The following is a 26,062-nucleotide window of genomic DNA, read 5'->3' as shown; positions in this document are numbered from 1 at the left end:
TTGCTGTCGACTGATCCAGATCAAGGCGGTACGGCTGAGGCCGTGCTGACATGGGGCTCCCTCCTTCGTTTCCACCCGGAGTTCCACCATGACGCTCTCCCGCACCTTCGCCACCATTGCCCTGCTCAGCGCCGCCGGCATGGCCCAGGCGGCCGGCACCTGCTTCGTCAGCCTGAAGGGCGATGACGCGATGAGGTTCGACCTGAAGGAGGCCACCGTCTCCGCCAGCTGCCCCACCATCACCATCGAACTGACCCACAGCGGCAAGCTGCCGGTCACCGCGATGGGCCACAACGTGGTCGTGTCGAAGAGCGCCGATCTGGCGGCCGTGGCGCGCGATGGCATGAAGGCGGGTGCGGCCGGCGCCTACGTGCAGGCTAACGACGCGCGCGTGATCGCACACACGTCGCTGGTCGGGGGTGGCCAGAAGACGAAGATCACCTTCCCCGGCAAGAAGCTCACCGCCGGCGGCGACTACAGCTTCTTCTGCAGCTTCCCCGGCCACTCCACCCTGATGAAGGGCAAGCTGGTCGTCACCAGGTAAGCAAGACGAACGTAACGGCGCCGCCTGCGGGCGGCGACGTCCGTTGGGGAGTGCACGCAGGGAATACGTCATCCGCCTCGCCGAAGCGCCGACCGACCTGGCGCCGATCGAGCACCGCCTGCTCGACCTCGATCCTGCCGCCCTCCTCGACCGGGACGCGGCGACCGGCGTACTGCGCTGCTCGACCAGCGCCACCGCGGTGGAACTGCTGCATACGTTGGCCGACGCCGGCTACCGCGTGTCGAACGCCTGCCATCGGCGTGCTGCGGCGGCTGCAGCGGATGCAAGATCCTCGCGCCCAGTGTGCGCAACGGGATACGCCGCTGTCCGATGCGGCGCGGAGACTGCTATCGTCTCCCGCGCGAACATCCAGGCATCGACCGCCTGATCCACGAAGGAGCCCTCCCGATGTCCATCCGCCCCGCCACCGAGGCAGAGCGTCCCGCCCTGCTCGCGCTGCTGCGCCAGTCCGCGCTCCCGGTCGAGGACATCGCGGAGGCGGGCGTCTCGTTCCTGATCGACGTGCCCGACGGCGAGGTGGCGGGCGTGATCGGCCTGCAACGCGCGGGCAAGGATGCGCTGCTGCGTTCACTGGCCGTGGCGCCCGCCTGGCGTAGGCAGGGCCTGGCGCGGCAGTTGGTGGCGGCGCTGGAAGCGGACGCCGCCGCGCAGGACATCGCGGGGTTGTACCTGCTCACGCAGACCGCCGAGCGCTTCTTCTCCCTTCAGGGATTCCAGGCACTGCCACGCGAGGAGGCGCCCGCCGCACTGCAGGCCTCGGCGGAGTTCCGTTCGCTGTGTCCGGCGTCGGCGGTGTGCATGCACAAGCGGATATCGCCCGCCGCGGGTTGAGACGCGCTTACGTCAGCGCGGGAAGTTCCACCACGACCGACAGGCCACCCCACTGCGGCGACGGCGCCAACCGGATCGTGCCCGTGTGCGCCGTCACCACTTCCTTCACGATCGCCAGGCCCAGGCCGCTGCCCTCGTGGCGCGTACCGAGCCGGCGATAGAAGCGGTCGAACACCCGCTCGCGTTCCTCTTCCGGAATGCCGTGGCCGCTGTCGTCGACCGAGAGGAACGCGCGCGCCCCGGCCTGCCAGGTGCGCACGTCGATGGCGGCGCCGGGCGGTGCGTAGCGCGATGCGTTTTCCACCAGGTTGCGCACCAGCAGGCCGAGCGCGAACTCGTCGCCCGACACCTGCACCGGCTGAAGGTCCAGATGCAGGACCTGCGCCTTGGCATCGAGCAGCGGACGGGCCGCCTCGATTTCGCTGCCCGCCAGTGCGGCGAGATCCAGGCGCGCCTGCTCCGGCGTACGCCCTGCGCTCTCCGCCCGGCTCAACGACAGCAGCTGCGCCACCAGCCGCTCGACGCGCAGCACGCTGGACGCGAGCATGCGCTGCGACGCCTCGCGCTCGGCGTGATCGCGCGCCTGACGCACGTTGTCGGCATGCACCTTCAACGCGCTTATCGGCGTACGCAGCTCGTGCGCGGCGTCGGCGACGAAGGTGCGCTCGCGCGCCAGCGCGACATCCAGCCGTTGCAGCAGGCCGTTGATCGCATCGACCAGGCCGCGTGCCTCCTGCGGGACCTGGGCGGGATCCAGCGGCGCCAGCCGTTCCGGATCGCGCTGGCCGATCTCGTGCGACATCCGCCGCAGCGAACGCGTCGCCAGCGCCACGCTCCACCAGACCACCAGCGCGATCAGCGGCAGTGCGAGCAGCAGCGGCAGCAGCGTGCCCCCTGCGATGTCGCCGGCGAGTTCCTCGCGGATGTCGGTGAGCTCGGCGGACTGGAACCAGCGCCCGTTCGGCGAGCGCAGGGTGAACACTCGCCAGTGCGCCCCCTCCACCACCACGTCCTCGTAACCGGCCTTCAGGGTCGCCAGTGGACGCACGGGCGCACTGTCCGAGCGCAGCAGCAGGCGCCCCTGCGCATCCCACACCTGGAAGGCCAGTTTGTTCTCGTAGGCGTGCCCGTCGTCGAACGCCAGCGCCTCGCCGACGCCATGGGCCTCGCCATGCCAGCCGCGCAGCACGATCGGCTCGCCCGGATACGCGTTGAGTTCGCTCAGCGGTTCGTCGACCAGGCTCACCAGCACGCGGGTGGATTGCACCAGCCGCGCATCGAACATCTCGCCGGCCTCCTGCAGGCCGGCGCGGTAGCTGAGCAGACCGGCTATCGCCATCACCACGGCCAGCGCCCCCAGCAGGAGCCACAGCAGGGTGGCGCGCATCGATCTCATGGCGCGTCCCCGCTCGCGTCGCCGAGCGCATAGCCCAGTCCGCGCACGGTGCGGATGATGCCCGGCTCGAGCTTGCGGCGCAGCTGATGGACATGGACATCGACCGCATTGCTGGCCACGTCGGCATCCCACCCGTACAGGTGCTGCTGGATCGCCTCGCGCGCCATCGGCCGGCCGCGCTGTTCCATCAGGACGCGCAGCAGCGCGAACTCGCGCCGGGTCAGGTCGAGGGGACGCCCTTTCCAGGTCGCGGCGAGCGTGGCCGGGTCCAGCCGTAGCGGACCGGCTTCGAGCGAGGGATTCGCGCGACCGGCGCTGCGGCGGATCAACGCACGCACGCGCGCCAGCAGTTCGGCCGTATCGAACGGCTTGCCCAGGTAGTCGTCGGCACCGACATCCAGGCCCAGCGTGCGGTCGGCCGGGCGTTCGCGCGCACTCAACACCAGCACCGGCACGGCGTCGCCCGCTGCACGCAGCTGGCGTATCACCTCGATGCCATCCATCCGTGGCAACCCCAAGTCCAGCACCACCAGATCGAAGCCACCATCGCGCACGGCCAGCAGACCGCTCGCGCCGTCCTGCACCCAGTCGACGGCGAAGGCGCCGCGCCGCAACGCGGTCCGGATGCCTTCGCCCAGCGACAGGTCGTCTTCCACCAGCAGGATGCGCATGCGGCCAGTCTGGTGGGCGCTCCTTCAGTGCGCAAGATGGGCGGTGACCTCTTTCAGGCGGGCCTGCGCTTCCTGGCGACGGCCGGCGTCGGCGACCTCGCGTCCGGGACGCGCCGGCGCCGCCAGCGCCTTCTGCAACGCCGCGCGCGCACCGGCCCAATCCTTCTGGTCGCGCAGGAAATCGCCGTAGAAGTAGTTGGCGTCGATGCCGTCCGGATCGATCGCCAGTCCCTTGCGCAGCATCGTGCGGGCGGTATCGTCGTCGCCGAAGCCCAGCGGCCAGCCGGGCACCTGGTAGTACAGCGCGCCCAGGCTGGTATAGGCCGCGCCGTCGAGCGCATCCGCGTCCAGCTTGATCGCCGACTCGAAGTCCGCACGCGCGCGCTTCACCAGACCCAGCGCACCCACGCCGCCCTTCTCGCCGGCCAGGCTCGACAGCACGATGCCTTCCCAGATCAGCGCGGAGGCGTCGCGCGGCTGCGCCTGGCGGATCCTTTCGGCCTGGTGCAACAGGTCCTCGAAGGCCGACTCGCGCTGCGCCTTCGGCAGTTGGTAGTTGATCTGCGCCCAGCGGTCGCGCACCTGCGGGACCGTGCTGGCGCCCGGCTCGGTGGCCATGGCGATGCCGACGATCAGCACCGTGGACATGAGGAGAAGGAAGAGCATGGATTTACCGTGATTGCGGTTCATGACGAAGGGTCTCGGCAGGGGTCGGGCGGGATCGTCGCGCGTGGCGACGGACGATGGGCAGGCTGGCGCGGAGGTTGCGGTCGACCAGTCCCGGGAGCAGGCCGTTGAGGCGCGCGAACAGTTTTTCCGGCCACCCGAGCTGCAGTCGTGGCGTTCCGCGCGCAATCGCGGCAACGAGCTGGCGAGCGACCTCGTCGGGCGCATCGCTGGCCACCTTGAGGTCGGCATTCAGCGCATCCACGGCCGGCGTGTTGAATGGCGTGCGGGTGGCGCGCGGCGACAGGTACTGGAACCGCAACGGCGTATCGGCATGCTCGCGCGCCAGCGCCTCCGTCAGGCCGCGCAGCCCGAACTTGCTGGCGCTGTAAGCAGCGAAGCCGGGAAACGCGAGGCTGCCGAAGGTCGAACCGACGACAGCGACCGACGACGCATCGTGCATGCGCAGCACGGGCAGCAGGGCATGCACCAGCAGCATCGGCGCCACCAGGTTGGTCTGCATCAGGTGCGCCATCTCCTCCGGCGACTGGTCCTCGAACAGGCCGAACGCGGCCTGCGCATGGGCGAGTACGAGCACCGATGGCGTGGGAACGGCGGCACGCGCGGCCTCGAGCACGCGCGCACGCCCCGCTTCGGTGGCGACATCGCCCACCGCCCACGACACGCGCCCGGCCGGCAGTTGCTGGGCGAGGCGACGCAGCCTGGCTTCGTCGCGCCCCACGGCCAGCACGTGCGCGCCGGCGCCGAGCAGCGCCGCGCACAGCGGCACGCCGATGCCGCCACTGGCCCCGGTGACGACCACGGTCCGACCGGCCAGGTCCATCACGCCGCCTCCGCCAGGCGTACGCCGCCGCCGCGCAGGGTGCGGAAGATGTCGCCGTAGAGCACGTAGAAGCGTCGCGCCGCGTGCACGATGGCGGCCTGGTCCGCGGGATCGTCGATACGGTCCATCAGCTGCCTGAAGAAACCGACGTGTTCGATGTCGAGGTCGCCGTGCGAGAGCAGATAACTGAAGGCATTGCGCGGCAGGTCCAGCGACTGCTGGATCGTGTTGGCCGCGCGCGTGGCCAGCGCCACGCTGGTGCCTTCGAGCACCAGCACCATGCCGAAGAAGCCGACCGGATTGCCGCGCTGGATGGTGTCGTAGGCGTAGCTGACCATCAGCTCGGTCGCCAGCGAGGGCGAGGACGCTTCCGCGGCCGCCCGGTCCTCGCCGCATCCGGCGATGTCGTCCAGCACCCATTCGTGGTGTCCCATCTCCTCTTCGATGTATTCGCCGACGGCCGTGCGCAGCCACTCCAGCCGCGCCGGCAGCCGCGCGCCACAGGCCATCAGCAGCGGCACGGTGTGGCGGACGTGGTGGAAGGCCTGGGTCAGGAACGCCACGTAGTCGTCGCGGGCGATCCTGCCCGCAAGCGCGGACTGGATGATGGGGATGGACAGCAGGCCATCGCGCTCGCGCGCCGTCTTCGCGACCAGTTCGTCATGGAAACTCATGCAGCAACTCCGGAGGGGGATACGTTGGGGGCGCGCCGGTAGCAGGCATCGACATCGGCCTGGTAGCGGGACAGGATCGCCTCGCGACGCGGCCGGCCATTGGCGGTCAGCAGGCCGGCGTCGGCGGTGAAGGACGCGCCCGCACGCACGAAGCGCGCGATGCGTGCGTAATCGGGCAATCCGGCGTTGACGTCGGACAGCGCACGCGCGAGGCGGGTGTCGTCGATGTCGGCGCGACGCGGCACCAGCACCGCCACGTTGTCCGCCTGGCCTTCGCCCCACACGACCGCCTGGGCGATGGCGGGGTGCGCGAGCAGCTCGCTCTCAACCCATTCGGGCGACACGTTGCGGCCGAACGCGGTGATGAAGACGTTCTTGCGGCGACCGGTGATGTGCACGAAGCCCTCGTCGTCGAGGTGACCGAGATCACCGGTTCGGACGCGACCGGCCGGCAGCGGTTCGCCGCCGAGATAGGCGAGCGCACGCGCGCCGTCGACCTGGATCTCGCCCTCCACGATCGAGACGCGGGCGTGCGGCAGCGGACGTCCGACGCTGCCTTCGCGCAGCGCATCGGGGCGGTTCAGACAGACCACCGAGCCGCATTCGGTCAGGCCATAGCCTTCGAACACCGGCAGCCCGAGCGCGCGCGCGCGTCGCAGCAGTCCCGGACCGACGCGTCCACCGCCGACAGCGACGTAGCGCAGCGATGGCGGAAGCGGCGCGCCCTGCTCGGCCGCCATCACCAGCGCCAGCAACAGCTGCGGCACCAGGATCACGCTCTCCGGCTGGTAGCGGTGCAGGCAGCGCAGCAGCGTGGGCACGTCCAGGCCGGTGGCGCCGGTGTAGCCGATCTCCGCCAACGACGGCAGCGCGATCTCGGCATCCGCCAGCAGCGTGGCGTACAGGCCGGCCACGTTCTCGAGCAGCGTGGCCAGCGGCATAAGGCACAGGTGCCGCCGCGGCGCGATCGACGCCGCGGCATCCACCAGCGACGCGGCCACGGTGAACAGCGTGTCGGCGTCCAGGCATACGCCCCGCGGGCGGCCCGTCGTACCGGAGGTGTAGGTGATGCACGCCGTGCGCGCCGGCAATGCCGTCGCGCGGCTCTCGTCTGCCGGCGTACGCCAGCACGCCAGCCGCTCGCCATCGAGGAAGCCGGTCAGCGCTTCCGCGCCCGGCGGCATGGCGTCCTCGCGTGCGGTAATCACGCATTGCGCGCCGCTGTTGGCCAGCGCGTGCCGCATCTGCGCTTCGGAGAAGAACATCGGCAGCGGCACATGCACGCCACCGACCTCGCGAAGCGCCAGATCCAGCACGAACCAGGATGGCCCGTTGTCCAGCCGGCTGGCGACGCGGCGGATGCCGGTCTTCGCCAGCCACGCGACCATGGCGTCAATCCTGGCGGCCAGCATCCGGTCGTCCAGCGCGCTGTCGGCGGTGATCACGCGCGGCCGGCTGCGCTCGCCCGTGCTCCGCAGCACGACCTCCATCGGCCGGATCATGGCGCGCCCGCCAGGCACCGCATCGGCGCATCGCATGCCTGCGGCCGCGGATCTCCGCGCAGATAGGTGACACCTTCGGCCAGGTTGCCGCAGATCAATCGTGGACGCGAGGCGTAGTAGCGGCCCCAGTCGCCACGGGCGTCGCCGAGTCGTTCCGCGCGGGCTTCGGCCAGGTCGAGCATCGGCAGGTGCAGTCGCTCGAACGCATTGCGCAGCTGCTGGGTCGCCACCAGCAACACCCAATCCATGCCGGCGGCCTGCAGGGTGAGTGCGAGCTGCAGGATGAGCTCGCGTGCGATGCCGGGCGTGGTCGCGGCGAAGTTGCCCACCTCCACCACCCGGCGCCGGTCGACGCGCGCCAGGCCATGCTGCGACATCGCCTGTTCCACCGGCGCGTCGAGGTAATGCTCCACGAACAGCGGGCCATCGCCGCCGGCGCGGATGCCGACCGCGGCGGCCAACTGGCCGGCGCTGTCGCGGTAGGCGAGCAGGTGAGGAAAGAACGTCCGCAGCGTCGCGCCATGGCGATCGCGATAGACGCCGGCGATGAACGCCTCCACCTCGGCGCGATCCGGATCGCCCGGATCGACGAAACGGACACTGACGAAACGGCCGGGGAGTGGTGCGAGCGCGATGTGGGAGCGGATCCAGTGCATGGCGGGCATGCTGGAAGCGCTGGATTAAGGCTCAATTAGCCGGAAGTTAAGCCCCCATTAGATTCTGCGAACGAATTCGTGAGAATCGGTGCCGCATCACGCGCCGGTTAAATCACTTCTGAACTGCGCGGCGATCCTGCTACCAGTTGTCGCTGCGGAACGGCGACGCGGGCAGCCCATCGGTATTGACCAGATCAGCCTCGACCGGGTTGTCGGACCAGCCGTAGCGTACGGCCGCCGGACGCGCCACCTTCGCGCTGCGCACAAGCACGCGCCCGTCCTGCAGCGTTGCCTCGGCCGGATGAAACACCTGGTCGGTGCCGGCCAGCGCGAACCCCCGCACGCGCGTGCCGCCACCGCGAACGGCCAGGGTGCCGCCCGACGTGCCGAACTCGACATGCGCCGCGTTGCCCTCGAAGCGGGTGTATTGCGGCGTGGGACCGTGGAAGGCCACCGCCTCGCCGTACGCCACGCGGCGCGCCGCCAGCGCCAGCCGCCGGCCCACCTCGCGCTTGTTGCGCGGATGGATGTCGGATGGATCGCCGATGTCGATGGTCACCGCCTGCGCCGTGCCCGGCATCCACAGCGTCATCGACTGCGCCTCGCGCAGCACGGCCCACGGGCTCGTATCGCCACGGTCCTTGCCCGAGGCGTAGCTGGCCAGCTGCACCCACAGGAACGGCAGGCTGGGCGCATCCCACTGCGTACGCCACTGGCTTTGCCACTGTTCGATCAGCGTGGGGAACTGGCGGCGGTAGCGCAGCGCGTCTTCCACGGTGTCGGCATTCGATTCGCCCTGGTACCAGATCACGCCGCGCATCGCGTAGGGCTGCAGGGGATGGATCATCGCGTTGTAGAGCAACGCGGGACGCTGGTTGATGTCGTCGCCCTCGCCCAGCGATGCGGCCTCTTCGGCCACCCTGGCCTCATCCAGTCCCTGCGAAGCCGCATCCATCCACGCTTCGATGCGGCTGCCGCCCCAGGTGCTGTCGATGATGCCGATCGGCACGCCGGTAACCGCGCGCAGCTCGCGCGCGAAATGATGGGCGACCGCCGAGAACCGGCCCCCTACCTGCGGCGATGCGGCCACCCACTCGCCCCCGGTGAGCTGGTGCTGCGGCGTGCCGGCCCAGGCGCGCGGAATCTTGAAGTGGCGGATCTGCGGATCGGTCGCGCGCGCGATCTCGGTATCGGCATCGGCCGCCTGCGCGATCGGCCACTCCATGTTCGACTGCCCGCTGGCCAGCCACACGTCGCCGACCAGCACGTCGTTCAGCACGCGCGGCCGCGTGCCGTCGTCGATGCGCATCACGTGGGGTCCGCCGGCGGTCTGCGCCGGCAGTTCGAGCGACCAGCGGCCGTCGGCATCGGCCTGCGTGGCCGGGGGCGCGGTACCGGCGAAGCTCACGGTCACCTGCGCGCCGGGCGCGGCGCGGCCCCAGACCTGCACCGGCTGATCGCGCTGTACGACCATGCTATCGGAAAACAGCCGCGGCAGTTCCACCGCCTGCGCGGCGGGAACGGCCAACAGGACGAACAATGCGGTTGCGATTCGGTTCAAGGCGCCTCTCCATGCCGGAGGCCGCACCCTGCGCGAGGGCGTGGCCGTGCGGGCACCATGCCCGACACCGTCCGGATGATGCCGGAACCGGGGCGGCGCGCCGAGTGCCGCAGGTCCCGGCCGCGCCGGGGTCGCCGGCGACCGGGCGCAGACCGGTCAGCGATCACGGCGTTCGGCGTCGCGGTCGTTCTCGCGCATCTCGTACCACATGCCGTTGAGGATGGCGAAGCTCGCGGCCAGGCCGGCGCCCAGGATCCAGCTGAAGTACCACATGGCGAAGCTCCTCAGTACGCGTTGGGGTTGCGGCCCATCCCGTCCCGGTCGACCTTTCCGCGCAGCACGCGGAAGACCCAGGCGGTGTAGAGCAGCACGATGGGCAGGAAGAACGCCGTGGCCAGCAGCATGATGAAGAGCGTCATGTGGCTGGACGAGGCGTCCCACAGCGTCAGGCTGGAGCCCGGCTGTGTGGACGAAGGCAGCAGGAACGGGAACACGGCCACGCCGAGCGTCAGGATGATCGACGCGATGCTGCCCGACGACGACAGGAACGCCAGGCCGGCGCGTCCCGCACGCAGCAGGCCGGCACTCAGCACCGCGCCGGCCACGCCCAGTACCGGCAGCAGCCACGCCAGCGGCCACCGCGTGTAGTTCTCCATCCATGCACCCGGCTGCGCGACCACGACCTTGGCCAGCGGGTTCGACGCGCCGGCGGGATCCATCGCCACCTGCAGCGCGTAGCCGTCGATGCGCGCGACCCACAGGCCGCCGATCACGAACAGCACTGCCGTCGCCAGTGCGGCGAGGCTGCCGTAACGGCGCGCACGTTCGGCGATGGCACCGGAGGTCTTCATCGCCAGCATGGCGGCGCCATGCATCACCAGCATCGCCACGCTGACCAGGCCGCACAGCAGCGCGAACGGCGTCAGCAGGCCGAACAGACCGCCTTCGTAGAAGATGCGCAGCGTATCGTCGAAGTGGAACGGCACGCCGAGCAGCACGTTGCCCATCGCCACGCCGAACACCAGCGCCGGCACCAGCCCGCTGACGAACAGCGACCCGTCCCACGCGGCGCGCCAGCGCGGATCGGGCACCTTGCTGCGGAACTTGAAGCCGACCGGCCGCAGGATCAGCGCGAACAGGATCAGGAACATCGCCAGGTAGAACCCGGAGAAGCTGACCGCATACAGCGGCGGAAACGCGGCGAAGATCGCGCCGCCGCCGAGGATCAGCCATACCTGGTTGCCTTCCCACACGGGGCCGATGACGTTCAGCACGAGGCGGCGCTCTTCGTCGGTGCGCGCCACCGCGGGCAGCAGCGTCGCTACGCCCAGGTCGAAGCCGTCCATCACCGCGAAGCCGATCAGCAGGATGCCCAGCAGCAGCCACCAGATCAGGCGCAGCGTGGCGTAGTCGAGCGGAATGGTGTCCATGCGTCTCTCCCGTCAGCCCGCCGGGGCCGGTTGTGGCACGCCTTCCCCATCGGGCTGCGGCTCCGACAGATGCTCGGGCCCCTTCAGGATCAGCTTGCGCATCAGCCAGACCTCGATGATGGCGAGCACCGTGTAGATCAGTACGAAGCCGGTGAGCGAAATCACGATCTGGTGCAGCTCCAGTCCGGACGCGGCGAGGAACGTGGGCAGCACGCCGTCGATGATCCACGGCTGCCGCCCGTACTCGGCGATCAGCCAGCCCGCCTCGATCGCCAGCCACGGCAGCGGCAGGCTCCAGAACGCGACCTTCAGGAACCACCGGTAGCGGTCCAGCCGCTGCCGGCTGGCCAGGTAGAACGCCACCGCGAAGAAGGCGATGAAGTAGAAGCCCAGCCCCGCCATCAGCCGGAAGCTCCAGAACAGCGGCGCCACGTGCGGCACGGTGTCGTGCGCGGCGCGCACGATCTCCTCCTCGGTGGCGTTGCCGATGTCCTCGCGGTAGCGCTTCAGCAGCAGGGCGTGGCCGATGTCGCGCCAGTGCGCCTCGAAGACCTGTCGCGCGGTACCGTCGTGCCTGTTCGCGCGCAGCGTCTGCAGCGCCTCGTAGCCCAGCAGGCCGTTGCGGATGCGGCCCTCGGCGCGCTCCACCAGGTCCAGGATGCCGGGCATCTCGGTGTTGAACGACCGCGTGCCGATCAGGCCCATCACGTAGGGGATGTGCAGCGCGTAGTGGTTGGTCTGGTGCGTCTGGTCGGGAAGGGCGAAGGCGTTGAAGCCGGCCGGCGCGGGCTCGGTTTCCCACATCGCCTCGATGGCGGCCAGCTTCATCTTCTGGTGTTCGCTGGTGGCATAACCACTCTCGTCGCCCAGTACGACGACCGACAGCGCTGAGGCCAGGCCGAAACTCGCCGCGACCGCCATCGAGCGCTTGGCGAAGTCGACGTTGCGGCCGCGCAACAGGTAGAACGCACTGATCGCCATCACGAACATGGCGCCGGTGACATAGCCGGCCGACACCGTGTGGACGAACTTGGCCTGCGCCACCGGATTGAAGATCACCGCCATGAAGTCGGTGATCTCCATGCGCATGGTCTCGGGATTGAAGACCGCACCCACCGGGTTCTGCATCCAGCCGTTGGCCACCAGGATCCACAGCGCGGAGAAGTTGGAGCCCAGCGCCACCAGCCAGGTCACCACCAGGTGCTGCACCTTGCTCAACCTGTCCCAGCCGAAGAAGAACAGGCCGATGAAGGTCGCTTCCAGGAAGAACGCCATCAGGCCTTCGATGGCCAGCGGTGCGCCGAAAATGTCGCCGACATAGTGGCTGTAGTAGGACCAGTTCATGCCGAACTGGAACTCCATCACGATGCCGGTGGCCACGCCCATGGCGAAGTTGATGCCGAACAGCGTGCCCCAGAACAGCGTCATCCGCCGCCAGATGTCGCGCCCGGTCATCACGTAGACGCTTTCCATGATGGCGATCAGGAAAGAGAGCCCCAGCGTCAGCGGGACGAACAGGAAGTGGTACATCGCCGTCAGCGCGAACTGCAGGCGGGAAAGCTCGACGACGGTCATGTCCGGCATGGCGATGCGGCTCCCGGGTATCTGAGGCGGATTCTAGACGCCGCCCGTTCCATGAGGGGGGCGACCCTTTGTCGCATCCCGTCCCGTGCAGCGCCGCGGCATGCTGCGCGCCCCGTGGCCTACCGGCCGTCGGCAAGGGGGCCGGAGGGGGTTGATCCTGATCAATGCGCCCCGGCTGAATGGGGCCGAGAATCCACCGTACCAGAACAGGAGAGGCCGCATGCAAGGCGTCCAGGGGACTTACAACGACAAGGTGGTACGCCAGTTCACGGTGATGACCGTGGTCTGGGGCATCGTGGGGATGCTGGTGGGGGTGCTGATCGCGGCGCAGCTGTACTGGCCTGCGTTGAACTTCGACGTGCCGTGGCTGAGCTACGGCAGATTGCGCCCGCTGCATACCAATGCGGTGATCTTCGCGTTCGGCGGCTGCGCGCTGTTCGCCACCAGCCTGCACGTGGTGCAGCGGACCAGCCACGTGCGGCTGATCTCGGACAAGCTGGCGGCCTTCGTGTTCTGGGGCTGGCAGCTGGTCATCGTGGCGGCGGCGGTGTCGCTGCCGCTGGGCCTGACCCAGGGCAAGGAATACGCCGAGCTGATCTGGCCGATCGACGTGCTGATCGCGGTGGTCTGGGTGTCGTATGCCGTGCTGTTCTTCGGCACCATCGCCAAGCGCGCGGTCAAGCACATCTATGTGGCCAACTGGTTCTTCGGTGCCTACATCATCGCCGTGGCGCTGCTGCACATCGTCAACAGCCTGGCGCTGCCGAGCGGCCCGCTGCATTCGTATCCGGTCTACAGCGGCGCCGTCGACGCGATGGTGCAGTGGTGGTACGGCCACAACGCGGTGGGCTTCTTCCTGACCGCCGGCTTCCTCGGGATGATGTACTACTTCGTGCCGAAGCAGGCCGGCCGCCCGGTGTACTCGTACCGCCTGTCGATCGTGCACTTCTGGGCGCTGATCGCCATCTACATGTGGGCCGGCCCGCACCACCTGCACTACACGGCGCTGCCGGACTGGGCGCAGAGCCTGGGCATGGTGTTCTCGCTGATCCTGCTGGCGCCCAGCTGGGGCGGCGCCATCAACGGTGTGATGACGCTGTCGGGCGTGTGGCACAAGCTGCGCACCGACCCGATCCTGAAATTCCTGATCGTCTCGCTGTCGTTCTACATGATGAGCACGTTCGAGGGGCCGATGATGTCGATCAAGACGGTCAACTCGCTGAGCCACTACACCGACTGGACCATCGGCCATGTGCATGCCGGCGCGCTGGGCTGGGTGGCGATGATCACCATCGGCTCGGTCTACGCGATGCTGCCGAAGCTGCTGGGCCGCGAGCAGATGTTCTCCGTCAAGGCCATCGATACGCATTTCTGGCTGCACACGCTGGGTGTGGTGTTCTACATCGCCTCGATGTGGATCGCCGGCGTGATGCAGGGCCTGATGTGGCGCGCCACCAATGCCGACGGCACGCTGACCTACAGCTTCGTGGAAGCGCTCAACGCCACCTATCCCTACTACCTGGTCCGCCTGGGCGGCGGCCTGCTGGTGTTCGGCGGCATGCTGCTGATGGCCTGGAATACGTGGAAGACCTTCCAGGCCGCGCGCTCCACCGCGCCGCACCCCATCCTGCCGCCCGATGCCAGCCAGGCGCGCGCCTGAGGAGCCCGATATGAGCAATGGAAATTCACACGAGAAGGTCGAGAAGAACGTCGGCCTGATGGCGGTGCTGATCGCGGTGGCGGTGTCGTTCGGCGGCCTGGCCGAGATCGTCCCGCTGATGTTCCAGGCCGAGGCGATCAAGCCGCTGGAGGGGGTGAAGCCCTACCCCGCGCTGCAGCTGGCCGGTCGCGACATCTACGTCCGCGAGGGCTGCTACAACTGCCATTCGCAGATGGTGCGCACGCTGCGCTTCGAGTCCGAACGCTACGGCCACTACTCGCTGGCCGGCGAATCGGTGTACGACCGTCCGTTCCAGTGGGGCAGCAAGCGCACAGGGCCGGACCTGGCCCGCGTGGGCGGCCGCTACTCCGACGACTGGCACCGCGTGCACCTGATCAACCCGCGCGACGTGGTGCCCGAATCGAACATGCCGTCCTTCCCCTGGCTGGAAACCGCCAAGGTCGACGGCGCCGAGGTCGCGCAGCGCATGAAGACGCTGCAACGGATCGGCGACCCGTACACCGACGAAGAGATCGCCAATGCCGCCGCCGACGTGGAAGGCAGGACGGAACTGGACGCCGTGGTCGCCTACCTGCAAGGGCTGGGCAAGGCCGCACCGAGGGGAGGCTGAGCCATGGTATCGGGGATCGTGACCGGGGCACTGATCGTGCTGTTCATCGTCGGCTGGGCGTGGGCGTGGAGCCCGCGCCGCAAGGCGGATTTCGAGGATGCGGCGCGCATGCCGCTGGGTGAGGACGGGGAGAACAACCCATGAGCGCAGGCTGGATCGGATTCATCGTCGCGCTGGTCGTACTGAACATCCTGGGCTGCGTGTGGCTGCTGTGGTGGACCGGCCGCCGCCGCCCGGGCGACCCGGCACCGGAAGACACCTCGCACGTCTGGGACGGCGACCTGACCGAGTACAACAAGCCGCTGCCGCGGTGGTGGATCAACCTGTTCTACCTGACCATCGTCTTCAGCATCGGCTACATCGCGTGGTACGGCGGTCTCGGCGTCGTGCCCGGCTACGCGAAGTGGTCGTCCACCGGCGAGCACGATGAAGCGAAGGCGGTGCAGGACAAGAAACTGGAAGCCACGTTCGCGCCGTTCGCCAACCGGTCGATCGATCAACTGGCCAGGGATCCGAAGGCGCTGGCGCTGGGACAGTCCATCTTCAACAACACCTGCGCCACCTGCCACGGCTCCACCGGCCAGGGTGCGATCGGCTATCCCAACCTGACCGACGACATCTGGCACTGGGGCGGCACGCCGGACCTCGTGCTGCAGAGCGTGCTGGACGGCCGCGAGGGCGTGATGCCGGAATGGGGCACCGCGCTGACCAACATGGGCGGCCCGAACGCCGTCGACTACGTCATCGCCTACGTCAACGTGCTGAACGATCCGCAGGACGGCATGAAGAACAACTTCATGGCCGCCCAGGGCAAGCCGCTCTACGATGGCCTGTGCGTCGCCTGCCATGGCGCCGACGGCAAGGGCAACCAGGAACTCGGCGCGCCCGACCTGACCGACGATTACTGGCTGTACGGCAACAGCAAGGAGAGCATGCGCACGACGATCAACCGGGGACGCCACGGCGTGATGCCGGCCCATCGCGAACTGCTCGGGGAAACGCGCGCGCGCCTGGTCGCCTCGTACGTCTGGTCGCTCTCGCACAAGCAGGGCCAGGCGCCCGCTGGCACGCAATGAGCGACTTCACCGAGCCCCGGTTCGATCATCCGCCCCGACCGCTGGCCCAGCGTGTCGGGGCGGTGCTCTGGCCCAGCTTCTTCGCCGCCGGCGTGGCGACGATGGTGTTCTTCGCCTTCGTCGACCCGCTGACGCTGCGCGACATGACCTTCCCCGACCTGGCGATCAGCCGCGAACTCGGCTATACGCTGGGTTTCTTCATGTTCTGGCTGGCGACGGCGGCCAGCAGCCTGTTCACCTGGATCCTGCTGCGCCCGGCCAGCCGCTTCAACCGCGCGCTGCCGCCGGAGTGAGCGGCCTGCGACAACCCGTCGCTCCCCCGCGCGCCCCTGCGGCGCGAGCATGACGCCCGCCAAGACAGCATCGCCCATGTCCACGCCAGCACCGCCACCGCCCGCTCACGACACCGCCCGACGCCGCATTCCGCTGGACGTGGTGGATGCACAGGGCAACTCGTTCTATGTCAGCGAGCGCAAGGTGTATCCGCGCGACGTGGCCGGCAGGCTCAACCGACTGCGCGTGGCCGCCGTATGGTGGCTGCTGGGCATGTACTACCTGTTCCCGTGGCTGAAGTGGGACGATCGCCAAGCCGTGCTGTTCGACCTGCCGGCGCGCAAGTTCTACGTGTTCGGACTGGTGTTCTGGCCGCAGGATTTCCTGCTGCTGGCGGTCCTGCTGATCATCGCCGCGCTTTCGCTGTTCTTCTTCACCGCCCTGGCCGGTCGCCTGTGGTGCGGTTACGCGTGCCCGCAGACCGTGTGGACGGAAGTGTTCCTGTGGATGGAGCGCCGGACCGAAGGCGACCGCAGCGCGCGCATGAAGCTCGATGCGGCGCCGTGGAGCGCCAACAAGCTGCTGCGCAAGGGCGGCAAGCACGTGCTGTGGGCCGTGTTCGCGCTGTGGACCGGCTTCACCTTCGTCGGTTTCTTCACGCCCATCCTCGATCTTGGTGCGCGCCTGTGGCCGTTCGAATGGGGCGGCTGGGAAACCTTCTGGGTACTCTTCTACGCGCTGGCCACGTGGGGTTTCGCCGGCTTCCTGCGCGAACAGGTGTGCAAGTACATGTGTCCGTATGCGCGCTTCCAGAGCGCGATGTTCGACCGCAACACGCTGATCATCGGCTACGACCCGATGCGCGGCGAGCCGCGCGGCCCGCGCAAGCGCGGCCTGGGCAGCGTGCTGGAGCGCGCGCGCGGCCTGCTCGACCAGGTCACCGCCTACGACTACGTGGTGCGCGCCAATGCGCACCCCAGCGCCGCCGACCAGCGCCTGGGGGCGCACGGCACCATCACCTTCGCAGGCGCGGGCGCGGTGATCGAGCCGCTGCCGAAGTTCGTGCCGGAGCAGCTGGGCGACTGTATCGACTGCACGATCTGCGTGCAGGTGTGCCCCACGGGCATCGACATCCGCAACGGCCTGCAGTACGAGTGCATCGCCTGCGGTGCGTGCATCGACGCCTGCGACGACGTGATGGACAAGATGGGCTACCCGAAGGGGCTGATCCGCTACACCACGCAGAATGCCATCGACGGCAAGCCGTCGAAGGTGCTGCGGCCGCGCATCTTCGTGTATGGCGCCATCCTGCTGGGATTGGTGATGGCCTGGGGCTGGGGCGTGTTCCATCGCGACGTGCTGATCGCGGAAGTGCTGCGCGACCGCAATGCGCTGTACCGCGAGGTCGCCGACGGGCAGGTCGAGAACGGCTACACGCTCAAGCTGGTCAACAAGGACCAGCAGGTGCACCGCTACGTGGTGACGCTGGCCTCGGCATCGGCCGGCATCCGCCTGCGCGATGGCGACCTGGACGTGCGCGCCGCGCCCGAAGCGGTGCTGTCGCTGCCGGTCACCGCGACCGCCCCCGCCACTCTCCGCGGCCGCCATGCCGTGACGTTCACCGTCCGCGATGTCGATACCGGCAACGAGAAGACCGTGGACAGCAGTTTCTTCGGACCCAGCCCATGACCACGAAACCCGACGCCGCCGCCGGCAATGCCCGCCCGTTCTGGAAGGAGCCGATGGTATGGCTGGTGTGGGGCCTGCCGCTGGCCTCGGTCGTGGCCGGCATCTGGCTGGTGGTCACCGCCGTGCGCGCCGGCGGCGCCGATCCGGTAATCGACGACGTGCAGCGCGTGTCGCAGATCCAGACCACCGATCTGGGACCGGACGAGCGCGCCGCGCAGCGCCAGCTGAGCGCCATCCTGCAGGTGCGCCCCGACCATGTGGAACTGACCGCGGTGACCGGCGAGTTCGAGCGTGAAACCGCACTCGAACTCGTGCTGACCCATCCCACCGAAGCCGCGCAGGACCTGCGCCTTCTGCTGCCGCGCACGCCCACCGGCTGGACGGCGCCTGCCGAGATCGATACGCGGCACGACTGGAACCTGCAGCTCACGCCCACGAACAACGCCTGGCGCATCCGCGGCCGTTTACAGAAGGAGACGCAGGCCTCGCGGCTGGCACCTTCGCTCGGAGGCGGCTGACGCCGGCCATGGACGCGCCCGTCGTGTCCTGCCATCACTGTGGCGAGCCGCTCGCCGGCGGGCCTGCGGTCACTGCGGACGGCGCTGCGTTCTGCTGCGAAGGCTGCGCCGCCGCCGCGGCATGGATCCAGGACGCCGACCTGGGCAGCTACTACCGCCTGCGCAGCGCGAACGGCAACCGCGTGCAGGCGGACCGGCTGGACCTGGAAAGCTGGGACCGCGCCGAGCTGCTGGACGAGCACAGCCGCGTCATCGACGGCGGGCGCGAGATCGTGCTGCTCACCGACGGCATGCGCTGCGCCGCGTGCGCGTGGCTGATCGACCGCGCCCTGGCGCGTGAAGCCGGCGTGCTCGACACCACCGCCAACGCCGTCACCGGACGCATCCGCATCGCCTGGGATCCGGCACGCACCACGCTCTCCGCGCTGCTGCAGCGGCTGGCGATGCTCGGCTACCGTCCGTACCTCGCCACCGGCGATGCCCGCGAACAGGCGCGCCTGTCCGAACGCCGACGCTGGCTGCTGCGGCTGGGCGTGGCCGGCCTGGGTTCGCTGCAGGCGATGATGCTGGCCGAAGCGCTGTACCTCGACGTCAACGCGACGATGCCGTTGCCGACGCGCGACCTGTTCCGCTGGCTGACCTTCCTGGTCAGCACGCCGGTGGTGTTCTACAGCGGCTGGCCGTTCTTGGCCGGCATGGCGCGCGAACTGCGCGCACGCCACGTGGGCATGGACACGCTGATCGCCAGTTCCACGCTGCTGGCCTACGTCGCCAGCCTGGTCGAGACGATCCGCGGCGGCACGCATGTCTGGTACGACGCGGCGGTGATGTTCGTGTTCCTGCTGCTGGCCGCGCGCATGCTGGAACAGCGCGCGCGCAATGTCGCCACCGCGCAGGTGGACGCGCTGGCGCGGGCGCAACCGGTGTTCGCGATCCGCGAGCGCGACGACGGCACGCGCGAATCGGTACCGCCGTCGGCGCTGCGGGTGGCCGACGTGGTCTGCGTGTCCGCCGGCGAAGGCGTACCGGCCGATGGCGTGCTGCTGGACGCGGCCGCCGATTTCGAGGAAGCGCTGCTGACCGGCGAATCGCGACCGGTGCGCCGGCATGCGGGCGAGACCGTCTATGCCGGCACCACCTGCCGCGAGCGTCCGGCACGCCTGCGCGTCACCGCCACCGGCACCGCAACGCGCCTGTCGCAGCTGGCCGAACTGGTGGATCGCGCGCAGGGCCATCGCCCACCGCTGGCGCGGCTCGCCGACCGCGTCGGCCGCCATTTCGTGGTCTCGCTGCTGCTGCTCGCGATATGCGTCTATATCGGCTGGCGGTTCCATCAGCCCGAACGCGCCTTCGAGGTGACGCTCGCCCTGCTGGTCATCAGCTGCCCGTGCGCGCTGTCGCTGTCGGTGCCGGCGGTGCTGGCCGCCGCGCACGGCGCGCTGGCCCGCTGCGGCGTGCTGGCCACGCGGCCCGAAGCGCTGGACACGCTGGCACGCGCGACCGATGTGGTGTTCGACAAGACCGGCACGCTCAGCGACGGCCGCCCCGCCCGCGTGGCCGTGGACGCCTTCGGCGGGCTGGACGCGGACGCGGCCACGCACCTGGTCGCGGCGCTGGAAAAGGACAGCGGCCATCCCATCGCCACGGCCTTCGCCGATGTCGACGTGCACCGGCCGGCCCGGTCCGTCGTCACGCATGCCGGCCTCGGCGTGGAAGGCGAAATCGATGGCCGCCACTGGCGCTTCGGGCGCGCCGACTGGGCCGCAGGCCGCGACGACGACGGCGCGCTCTGGCTGGGCGATGGTGCGCACGGCGCGGCCCGCTTCACCCTCGACGAGCGGCCACGCGACGATGCCGCCGCCGCGGTCACTGCGCTGCGTGGGCAGGGCCTGCGGATCCACCTGGCCAGCGGTGACGGCGACGCGGCGGTGCGACGGCTGGCGCATGTGCTCGGCATCGACGCGACGCTCGCACGCCAGTCGCCCGAAGAGAAGCTGGCGTACGTGCGGCAGCTGCAGGCACAAGGCCGCATCGTCGCGATGGTGGGCGACGGCATGAACGATGCACCGGTGCTGGCCGGCGCCGACGTGTCCATCGCCATGGGCGAAGGCGCGCCGCTGGCGCAGCAGGCGGCGGACCTGGTCGCCACCGGCCCGTCGCTGCTGCGCATCGCCGATGCGGTGCGCATCGCCCGCCTGTCGCGCCGGCGGGTGAAGCAGAACCTGCTCTGGTCGGCCGGCTACAACCTGCTCGCCGTCCCACTGGCGGCCGCCGGCCTGGTCACGCCGTGGATCGCGGCGCTCGGCATGGCGGTATCCTCACTGGTGGTGACCCTCAACGCGCTGCGGCTGGCGCGCACGTCCACGGAGATGGCGGCATGAACATCCTGCTGATGCTGTTGCCGATCAGCCTGGTCCTGCTGGGCCTGGCGATCGCCGCGTTCGCATGGGCGGTGCGCAAGGGCCAGTTCGACGATCTCGACACGCCGGCCCTGGACATCCTCGACGACGCACCCGCAAAGCCGCGTGCGCCGGCTGCGCCGCCGGTCCGCGAAGGCGACGATGGCGCCTGACGTTCCGGTCCTGCTCGCCGCGCTGCTGGCCGGCCTGGTGGGCAGCACGCATTGCGCGATGATGTGCGGCGGCATCGCCACCGGCTTTTCCGCGGTGTCGTCCCGCCAGGGCTGGGGCAGTGCGCTGCAGCTCAACCTCGGCCGCGTGGGCGGCTACACGCTGGCGGGGGCGCTGGTCGGCGCGTTCGGCGGTGGGCTGCTTTCGCTGGCACGGCACGAGACCGCCGCGCTCGCCATGCGCGTCGGCGTGGGACTGGCGTTGGTGGCGCTGGCGCTGCGCCTGCTCGACCAGCGAGGCCGCCTCGATGTCCTTGCACGTCCCGGCGCGAAGGTGTGGCAGGCGCTGCGTCCGCTGCACGCACGCGTGTTGCCTGCCGACACGCTGCCGCGACGACTGGCGGCGGGTGCCCTGTGGGGCTGGCTGCCGTGCGGACTGAGCCTGAGCCTGCTGACGGTGGCGTGGCTGCAGGCCAATGCGCGCGATGCCGCGCTGACGATGGCGATGTTCGGCCTGGGCACGCTGCCGATGATGGTGACGCTGACTTGGTCCGGCGCGCGCCTGGGCCGCCACTGGCAGCACGCGTCGGTGCGGCGTACGGCCGCGGGTTTCGTGCTCTTCGCGGGCCTGCTGACGATCGCCTCGCCGTGGCTGATGCGGCATCCCGCGTTGCACGGCGTGCTGGCCGCGCTCGGTTGCCAGCCGCTGCCGACATGAGTGGAGATCCGATCGACGCGCCGACCGACACGATCGCAACGGCCCGCCTGCAGGCGCTGGGCGACGTGGCACGGGGTCCGCTCCGGGGTGCCGGCGCGCTGGCGCTGCTCGGCGGCGTGCTGGTGCTGCCGCAGGCCGCGCTGATCGCGCTGTGCCTGCAGCGTGCATTCGTCGACGGTGAACCGTCGATCACGCTGCTGCCCCTGCTCGGCGCGCTGCTGGCGACACTGCTGTCGCGCGCCGGCCTGGGCTGGGCCAGCCGCCGGCTCGCCGATCTCGCGGTCGAACGCATCCGCATCGACCTGCGTGCGCGGATCGCGCGTGGCATCGTCGCGCGCGGCCCGGTCTGGGTGCGCTCGCAGCAGAGCGGTGCGCTGGCCGAACGCATGGGCGCGCATGTGGATGCATTGGAAGGCTACTTCGGCGGCTTCGTGCCGTTGCGGGCGGAGGTCGTCGGCGTGCCGCTGGCGATCCTGCTCGCGGTGTTCTTCGTCGACCGCACCGTCGGCCTGGTACTGCTGTTGACGATGCCGCTGGTGCCGGTGTTCATGATGCTGGTCGGCTGGGGCGCGCAGGCGGCCAGCCAGCGCCAGCTGCAGGCGCTCACGCGCATGGGCGGGCGTTTCGCCGACCGCCTTCGCGGGCTGGGGCTGATCCGGCTGTACGGCCGCGGCGAGTCGGAACTGCAGGGCATCCGCGCCGCCGCCGAGGAACTGCGCGTGCGCAGCCTGCGCGTGCTGCGCATCGCCTTCCTGTCGTCGGCGGTGCTGGAGTTCTTCGCCTCACTCAGCGTGGCGATGATCGCGCTGTATCTCGGCCTGAGCTACCTGGGCATGCTGGACCTGCGCGGCACGCCGCTGACGCTGGGCATGGGCGTGTTCTGCCTGCTGCTGGCGCCGGAGTTCTACGCGCCGCTGCGGCGGCTGGCCACGCATTACCACGACCGAGCAGCGGCGTTGGCGGCGATGGACGAGATCGCCCTCGTGCTCGACGTCGACGCGCCTGCCCTGTCAGCCGGCGATGGCCCGCGAGCATCGGGGGCCTCGCTGGTCAGCGCGAACGGGATGGCGCTGCGCCATCCCGCCTCTGCGTGCGACGTGCTGCACGACGTCACGCTGCAGCTGCAGCGCGGCCAGCATGTCGCCCTGGTCGGCGCCAGCGGCGAGGGCAAGAGCACGCTGCTGGAAGCGCTGGCCGGGTGGCTGCCGGTGCATGCGGGTCGCCTGCAGCGCACGCCCGGCCTGCGCATCGGCTATGCGCCGCAGCGGCCGTTCCTGTTCGCCGGCAGCCTGCGCGACAACCTGCGCATGGCCAGGCCCGATGCCAGCGAGGCGGAGCTGGAGCAGGCCGCCGAGGCGGCGCAGGTCATGCGCTTCGCGGCGCGACTGCCGGAAGGACTGGACACGGTGACCGGCGAGCGCGGCTTCGGCCTGTCCGGTGGCGAAGCGCGGCGCGTGGCGCTGGCGCGCGTGTTCCTGCGCGATCCCGACCTGCTGCTGCTCGACGAACCCACCGCCTTCCTCGATGCCGCCACCGAAGCCGCCGTGCTGCAGGCGATCCGGCACTTCGCGACCGGTCGCGCCGTGGTGCTCGCCACCCACAGCGCCGCCGCCCGGGCGGCGATGACGGAGGTCTGGCAGGTGCGCGACGGCCGCCTGCACATCGAAGGGGCAACGGCGTGAGCGTGCAGCGGAACGACGAAGCGACGAACCTGCGCGACGTGATCGCACGGCATCGCCCGCGCATCGCGCTGTCGGTCGGATTGTTGCTGTCGACGCTGCTGGCCGGCACCGCGCTGCTCGGCCTGTCCGGACACTTCCTGACCGCCGCCGCACTGGCCGGCAGCGCCGCGATCGGCTTCAACTTCTTCGGCCCGTCCGCCGGCATCCGCGCACTGACCTTCGTGCGCATCCTGTCGCGCTACGGCGAGAAGCTGCTCGGCCACGACGTGACCCTGCGGATCGCGCGCGACCTGCGCGCATGGTTCTTCGCGCGCGCCCTGCCGCGGGCGCCGCTGGCGCTCGGCCGGTACCGGGTCGGCGAACTGATGGCGCGGCTGATGGCGGACATCGACGCGGTCGATGGCGTGCTGGTGCGCGCACTCGGGCCCTTGTTCGCGCTGCTGGCGCTGTGCCTGCTTGCGGTCGCGGTGACACTGATGGTGCTGCCGCTTGCCGGCATCGTGCTGCTGGTCGCACTGGTGCTGATCGCGGTGCTTGCGCCGTGGCTGTCCGCGCGCAGCGTCGCCGCGCTGGAACAGGAACGCGCGAGCGCCCGCATGCGCCTGCGGGCCGCCGTGCAGGAAGGCATCGAAGGTCAGCAGGACCTGGCGGCGATGGACGCGACATCGGCGTGGCTGGTGGCGCTGGATGCACGCAGCCGCGACGTTGCCCATTGGGAGGACCGGCGCAAGCAGCGGCTCGCCCTCGCCACCCTGGCCCATGCCGGGGTGACCGCGCTGACGCTGCCGGCGATGCTGTGGGTGCTGATGGCGGCGGTGCACGCGGACCGCGTGGGCGCGGCGTCGGCCGGCGGCCTGTTCTTCATGACCGTCGCGGTGCTGGACGCGTGCAGCGCCATCGCACCGTCGTGGCAGGCCTGGCGCGCGGCGACCGTGGCCGCGCACAGGCTGCAGGAGGTGGTGGCGCCGGCCACGACGGAGCGCGAGGTCACTGGCCTGCAGTCGCCGGCCGCGGAAGGCGCACTTGAGCTGCAGGATGTCGTGTTCGCCTGGCCGGGCACGGTGCGGCGCGTGCTCGATGGCGCCAGCCTCCGCATCGCAGCCGGCGAGCGCGTGCTGGTGGCCGGCGACAGCGGCGAAGGCAAGTCGTCGCTGCTGGCGCTGGTGCTGGGACTGCGGATGCCGCAGGCCGGACGCATCTCGTTCGCCGACGACGATCTGCAGTCGCTGGAACCGGCGCAATGGCATGCGCGCATCGCGTGGCTGCCGCAGGACGCCCCGGTGTTCTCCGGCAGCGTGCGCGAGAATCTGCACCTCGGCGATCCCGAAGCGGACGACGCGCGCCTGTGGCAGGTACTGGCACAGGTGAAGCTGGACGACCGTTTCCGCGCGACCGGACTGGATACCTGGGTCGGCGAGAACGGCGCCACGCTGTCCGCAGGCCAGTCGCGCCGGCTGGCGCTGGCGCGCGCACTATTGCGCGATGCGCCGCTACTGCTGCTCGACGAACCGACCGAGGGCCTCGACCAGGACACGGCGGACGCACTGATACGCGACCTCGCCGACGCAGCGAATGGACGCAGCGTGCTGATCATCAGCCATGCCGAACTGCCGGACGGCGTGGTGAACACGCGCTACCGGCTGCGCGATGGGCGGCTGGAACGCTGCCCGAAGACGTGTTCGGCAACGGCGTGAACAGACCGCGCGCCGATAAGGGGGCCCGATAGCCTCGCCACAAACGTGCCTTGGACCATTCCCCGGTTCGGGAACGAGCTCTCGGTTGCGGCAACGTGAGTTGCGCCGACAGACAAAACGCACTAGCTTCGTTCCGACGCAGCCGATTGGCCGGGTGGTGCCCGGCCGGATGCGCTGGCGGACAGGCAGACGTCCCGCCACCGATCAGATCGGACACGCGTGATCGCCGTCGTTGCAGGAAGCATCAGGGATCGGGATGGTGGCAGCCAACGCACTGACAAGGACGCTGGTCCGCGCCGTCGTCGGGTTCTGCGCGGCACTGCTGCTGACCGCCTGCCTGCAGGCGCCGCCGCCGACTTCGCAGTCGTTCTTGGACGTGGAGCAGTCCTTCCCCGGCAATCCCAAGGCCCAGGCCCTGGCAGTGGCGGCCGAGCGCGGCGATGCCCGCGAGGTCCGCCGGCTGATGAAGGAGGAAGGCGTCGACCCGGACACGGTCTTCAGCCCCGAAGGCCTGCCGCTGCTGGCCTGGCCGATCCTCACCGGCAACCCGGCCGGACTGAAGGCGATGCTGGAGAACGGCGCCGACCCCAATGCCGCCGAACTTCATCCCCTGCAGCACACGACGCGATTCAAGGGCCGGATACGAAACAACGCCATGGTCTGGGCGGCCAAGGCCGATGACCCGATCTACCTGCGGCTGCTGCTGGATCATGGCGGCGATCCGGATACGCGCAACAGCAATGGCGAAACCCTCCTGCTGCAGGCCCGCCTGATGGGCAACCAGTGGGAGAACGTGAAGCTGCTGGTCAAGCGTGGCGCGGATGTGAATGCCAAGAGTCAGGGCATGGCTTTCGTGGATGAATATGCTGGCCCGGGGGGGTTCATGCACACCCATTGGCTGCTGGAGCACGGGGCACGTCCGGAGCAGTACACCATCGAATCGATCTACTGGCACCCGGGCGATCCCAATAACCCGGAGTGGCAGCGCCGGTGCCAGCAATGGCTGCTCCAGCGCGGCTATCAGCGCCCCCCCATGCCCGACAGCTACCGCCGGATGCGCGAAGCCTTCGGCTTCCCGACCGACGAAAAGGACATCGCGTTGTTATGACAGACAGGGACGACAGGAACTCGAATGTTTGCCGTGATGAGGCCATCGACCGCAGGCGTGCGAG

27 protein-coding genes are annotated in these 26,062 nt (G+C 69.7%); 16 read left to right on the top strand and 11 right to left on the bottom strand.

The genetic code is table 11. From position 1 onward, the window contains the following. Positions 1 to 88 precede the first annotated feature (88 nt). Genes azu through arsN2 form a run of 3 tightly spaced genes read left to right on the top strand, consistent with a single transcriptional unit; the run spans position 89 to position 1,396 of the window. Complete coding sequence (gene azu, locus VGN58_RS01675; protein WP_327480993.1) at positions 89 to 544, top strand: azurin; 456 nt, start codon at positions 89 to 91, stop codon at positions 542 to 544. Positions 545 to 587: 43 nt separating this feature from the next. Further along, positions 588 to 932 carry a hypothetical protein gene (locus tag VGN58_RS01670; RefSeq protein WP_327480991.1) on the top strand — a complete coding sequence of 115 codons (345 nt, stop codon included), beginning with the start codon at positions 588 to 590 and terminating at the stop codon, positions 930 to 932. Between the two features lie 20 nt (positions 933 to 952). Further along, positions 953 to 1,396 carry an arsenic resistance N-acetyltransferase ArsN2 gene (gene arsN2, locus VGN58_RS01665; RefSeq protein WP_327480989.1) on the top strand — a complete coding sequence of 148 codons (444 nt, stop codon included), beginning with the start codon at positions 953 to 955 and terminating at the stop codon, positions 1,394 to 1,396. Between the two features lie 7 nt (positions 1,397 to 1,403). On the opposite strand, the gene VGN58_RS01660 is transcribed toward arsN2, so the two are convergent. From VGN58_RS01660 to VGN58_RS01610, 11 genes are all read right to left on the bottom strand, one after another. Further along, the gene (locus VGN58_RS01660; RefSeq protein ID WP_327482016.1) at positions 1,404 to 2,771 is read right to left on the bottom strand and encodes an ATP-binding protein; all 1,368 of its coding nucleotides are present in this window, start codon (positions 2,769 to 2,771) and stop codon (positions 1,404 to 1,406) included. 17 nt (positions 2,772 to 2,788) lie between these two features. Further along, positions 2,789 to 3,463 carry a response regulator transcription factor gene (locus tag VGN58_RS01655; RefSeq protein WP_327480987.1) on the bottom strand — a complete coding sequence of 225 codons (675 nt, stop codon included), beginning with the start codon at positions 3,461 to 3,463 and terminating at the stop codon, positions 2,789 to 2,791. A 24-nt stretch (positions 3,464 to 3,487) separates the two neighbouring features. After that, on the bottom strand, positions 3,488 to 4,153 hold the full coding sequence (locus tag VGN58_RS01650) for a hypothetical protein (RefSeq protein WP_327480985.1): 666 nt from the start codon (positions 4,151 to 4,153) through the stop codon (positions 3,488 to 3,490). After that, positions 4,134 to 4,973 (bottom strand): SDR family oxidoreductase, encoded by an 840-nt coding sequence (locus VGN58_RS01645; protein WP_327480983.1) that lies wholly within the window; start codon positions 4,971 to 4,973, stop codon positions 4,134 to 4,136. Before VGN58_RS01645 ends, VGN58_RS01650 begins: the two co-directional genes overlap by 20 nt. Next, positions 4,973 to 5,647, bottom strand: a complete 675-nt coding sequence (locus VGN58_RS01640) for an iron-containing redox enzyme family protein (protein ID WP_327480981.1) — start codon at positions 5,645 to 5,647, stop codon at positions 4,973 to 4,975. The genes VGN58_RS01645 and VGN58_RS01640 overlap by 1 nt, the downstream gene beginning before the upstream one ends. Further along, on the bottom strand, positions 5,644 to 7,149 hold the full coding sequence (locus VGN58_RS01635) for an AMP-binding protein (protein WP_327480979.1): 1,506 nt from the start codon (positions 7,147 to 7,149) through the stop codon (positions 5,644 to 5,646). Before VGN58_RS01635 ends, VGN58_RS01640 begins: the two co-directional genes overlap by 4 nt. Next, positions 7,146 to 7,805, bottom strand: coding sequence for a thermostable hemolysin (locus VGN58_RS01630; protein ID WP_327480977.1), 660 nt, complete (start codon positions 7,803 to 7,805; stop codon positions 7,146 to 7,148). The genes VGN58_RS01635 and VGN58_RS01630 overlap by 4 nt, the downstream gene beginning before the upstream one ends. 139 nt (positions 7,806 to 7,944) lie before the next feature. Beyond that, positions 7,945 to 9,366, bottom strand: a complete 1,422-nt coding sequence (locus VGN58_RS01625; protein WP_327480975.1) for a sialate O-acetylesterase — start codon at positions 9,364 to 9,366, stop codon at positions 7,945 to 7,947. Between the two features lie 156 nt (positions 9,367 to 9,522). Continuing rightward, positions 9,523 to 9,639, bottom strand: coding sequence for a cytochrome bd-I oxidase subunit CydX (cydX, locus tag VGN58_RS01620; protein ID WP_327480973.1), 117 nt, complete (start codon positions 9,637 to 9,639; stop codon positions 9,523 to 9,525). 11 nt (positions 9,640 to 9,650) lie between these two features. Beyond that, a complete protein-coding gene (gene cydB, locus VGN58_RS01615) occupies positions 9,651 to 10,796 on the bottom strand; it encodes a cytochrome d ubiquinol oxidase subunit II (RefSeq protein ID WP_327480971.1) in 1,146 nt (381 codons plus the stop codon). Between the two features lie 12 nt (positions 10,797 to 10,808). Beyond that, a complete protein-coding gene (locus VGN58_RS01610) occupies positions 10,809 to 12,380 on the bottom strand; it encodes a cytochrome ubiquinol oxidase subunit I (protein WP_327480969.1) in 1,572 nt (523 codons plus the stop codon). Positions 12,381 to 12,600: 220 nt separating this feature from the next. On the opposite strand from VGN58_RS01610, the gene ccoN reads away from it, so the two are divergent. From ccoN to VGN58_RS01545, 13 genes are all read left to right on the top strand, one after another. Further along, complete coding sequence (gene ccoN / locus VGN58_RS01605; protein ID WP_327480967.1) at positions 12,601 to 14,040, top strand: cytochrome-c oxidase, cbb3-type subunit I; 1,440 nt, start codon at positions 12,601 to 12,603, stop codon at positions 14,038 to 14,040. A gap of 10 nt (positions 14,041 to 14,050) precedes the next feature. Continuing rightward, entirely contained in the window at positions 14,051 to 14,671 is a 621-nt protein-coding gene (gene ccoO, locus VGN58_RS01600; RefSeq protein ID WP_327480965.1) for a cytochrome-c oxidase, cbb3-type subunit II, read from the top strand. A gap of 3 nt (positions 14,672 to 14,674) precedes the next feature. After that, positions 14,675 to 14,815, top strand: coding sequence for a cbb3-type cytochrome c oxidase subunit 3 (locus tag VGN58_RS01595; protein ID WP_327480963.1), 141 nt, complete (start codon positions 14,675 to 14,677; stop codon positions 14,813 to 14,815). After that, positions 14,812 to 15,747 (top strand): cytochrome-c oxidase, cbb3-type subunit III, encoded by a 936-nt coding sequence (gene ccoP / locus VGN58_RS01590; RefSeq protein WP_327480961.1) that lies wholly within the window; start codon positions 14,812 to 14,814, stop codon positions 15,745 to 15,747. The genes VGN58_RS01595 and ccoP overlap by 4 nt, the downstream gene beginning before the upstream one ends. Continuing rightward, positions 15,744 to 16,040: a hypothetical protein gene (locus VGN58_RS01585; protein WP_055939627.1), complete on the top strand. Its 297-nt coding sequence runs from the start codon at positions 15,744 to 15,746 to the stop codon at positions 16,038 to 16,040. Before ccoP ends, VGN58_RS01585 begins: the two co-directional genes overlap by 4 nt. A 76-nt stretch (positions 16,041 to 16,116) precedes the next feature. Beyond that, positions 16,117 to 17,709 (top strand): 4Fe-4S dicluster domain-containing protein, encoded by a 1,593-nt coding sequence (locus VGN58_RS01580; RefSeq protein ID WP_327480959.1) that lies wholly within the window; start codon positions 16,117 to 16,119, stop codon positions 17,707 to 17,709. Beyond that, complete coding sequence (locus VGN58_RS01575) at positions 17,706 to 18,227, top strand: FixH family protein (protein ID WP_327480957.1); 522 nt, start codon at positions 17,706 to 17,708, stop codon at positions 18,225 to 18,227. The genes VGN58_RS01580 and VGN58_RS01575 overlap by 4 nt, the downstream gene beginning before the upstream one ends. 8 nt (positions 18,228 to 18,235) lie before the next feature. Continuing rightward, positions 18,236 to 20,608, top strand: a complete 2,373-nt coding sequence (locus VGN58_RS01570) for a heavy metal translocating P-type ATPase (RefSeq protein WP_327480955.1) — start codon at positions 18,236 to 18,238, stop codon at positions 20,606 to 20,608. Next, on the top strand, positions 20,605 to 20,799 hold the full coding sequence (gene ccoS, locus VGN58_RS01565) for a cbb3-type cytochrome oxidase assembly protein CcoS (RefSeq protein WP_062351317.1): 195 nt from the start codon (positions 20,605 to 20,607) through the stop codon (positions 20,797 to 20,799). The genes VGN58_RS01570 and ccoS overlap by 4 nt, the downstream gene beginning before the upstream one ends. Continuing rightward, on the top strand, positions 20,789 to 21,514 hold the full coding sequence (locus tag VGN58_RS01560; RefSeq protein WP_327480950.1) for a sulfite exporter TauE/SafE family protein: 726 nt from the start codon (positions 20,789 to 20,791) through the stop codon (positions 21,512 to 21,514). The genes ccoS and VGN58_RS01560 overlap by 11 nt, the downstream gene beginning before the upstream one ends. Further along, complete coding sequence (cydD, locus tag VGN58_RS01555; protein ID WP_327480947.1) at positions 21,511 to 23,196, top strand: thiol reductant ABC exporter subunit CydD; 1,686 nt, start codon at positions 21,511 to 21,513, stop codon at positions 23,194 to 23,196. The genes VGN58_RS01560 and cydD overlap by 4 nt, the downstream gene beginning before the upstream one ends. After that, positions 23,193 to 24,890 carry a thiol reductant ABC exporter subunit CydC gene (gene cydC, locus VGN58_RS01550; protein WP_327480946.1) on the top strand — a complete coding sequence of 566 codons (1,698 nt, stop codon included), beginning with the start codon at positions 23,193 to 23,195 and terminating at the stop codon, positions 24,888 to 24,890. Before cydD ends, cydC begins: the two co-directional genes overlap by 4 nt. Positions 24,891 to 25,146: 256 nt before the next feature. After that, positions 25,147 to 25,998: an ankyrin repeat domain-containing protein gene (locus VGN58_RS01545; RefSeq protein WP_414710727.1), complete on the top strand. Its 852-nt coding sequence runs from the start codon at positions 25,147 to 25,149 to the stop codon at positions 25,996 to 25,998. Positions 25,999 to 26,062 lie beyond the last annotated feature (64 nt).

The sequence above is a fragment of the Pseudoxanthomonas sp. genome (assembly GCF_035999195.1).
In the GTDB taxonomy this organism is placed as follows: domain Bacteria; phylum Pseudomonadota; class Gammaproteobacteria; order Xanthomonadales; family Xanthomonadaceae; genus Pseudoxanthomonas_A.
Note: the sequence above shows the minus strand (reverse complement) of the source record. Positions and strands in the feature narration are given on the sequence as shown.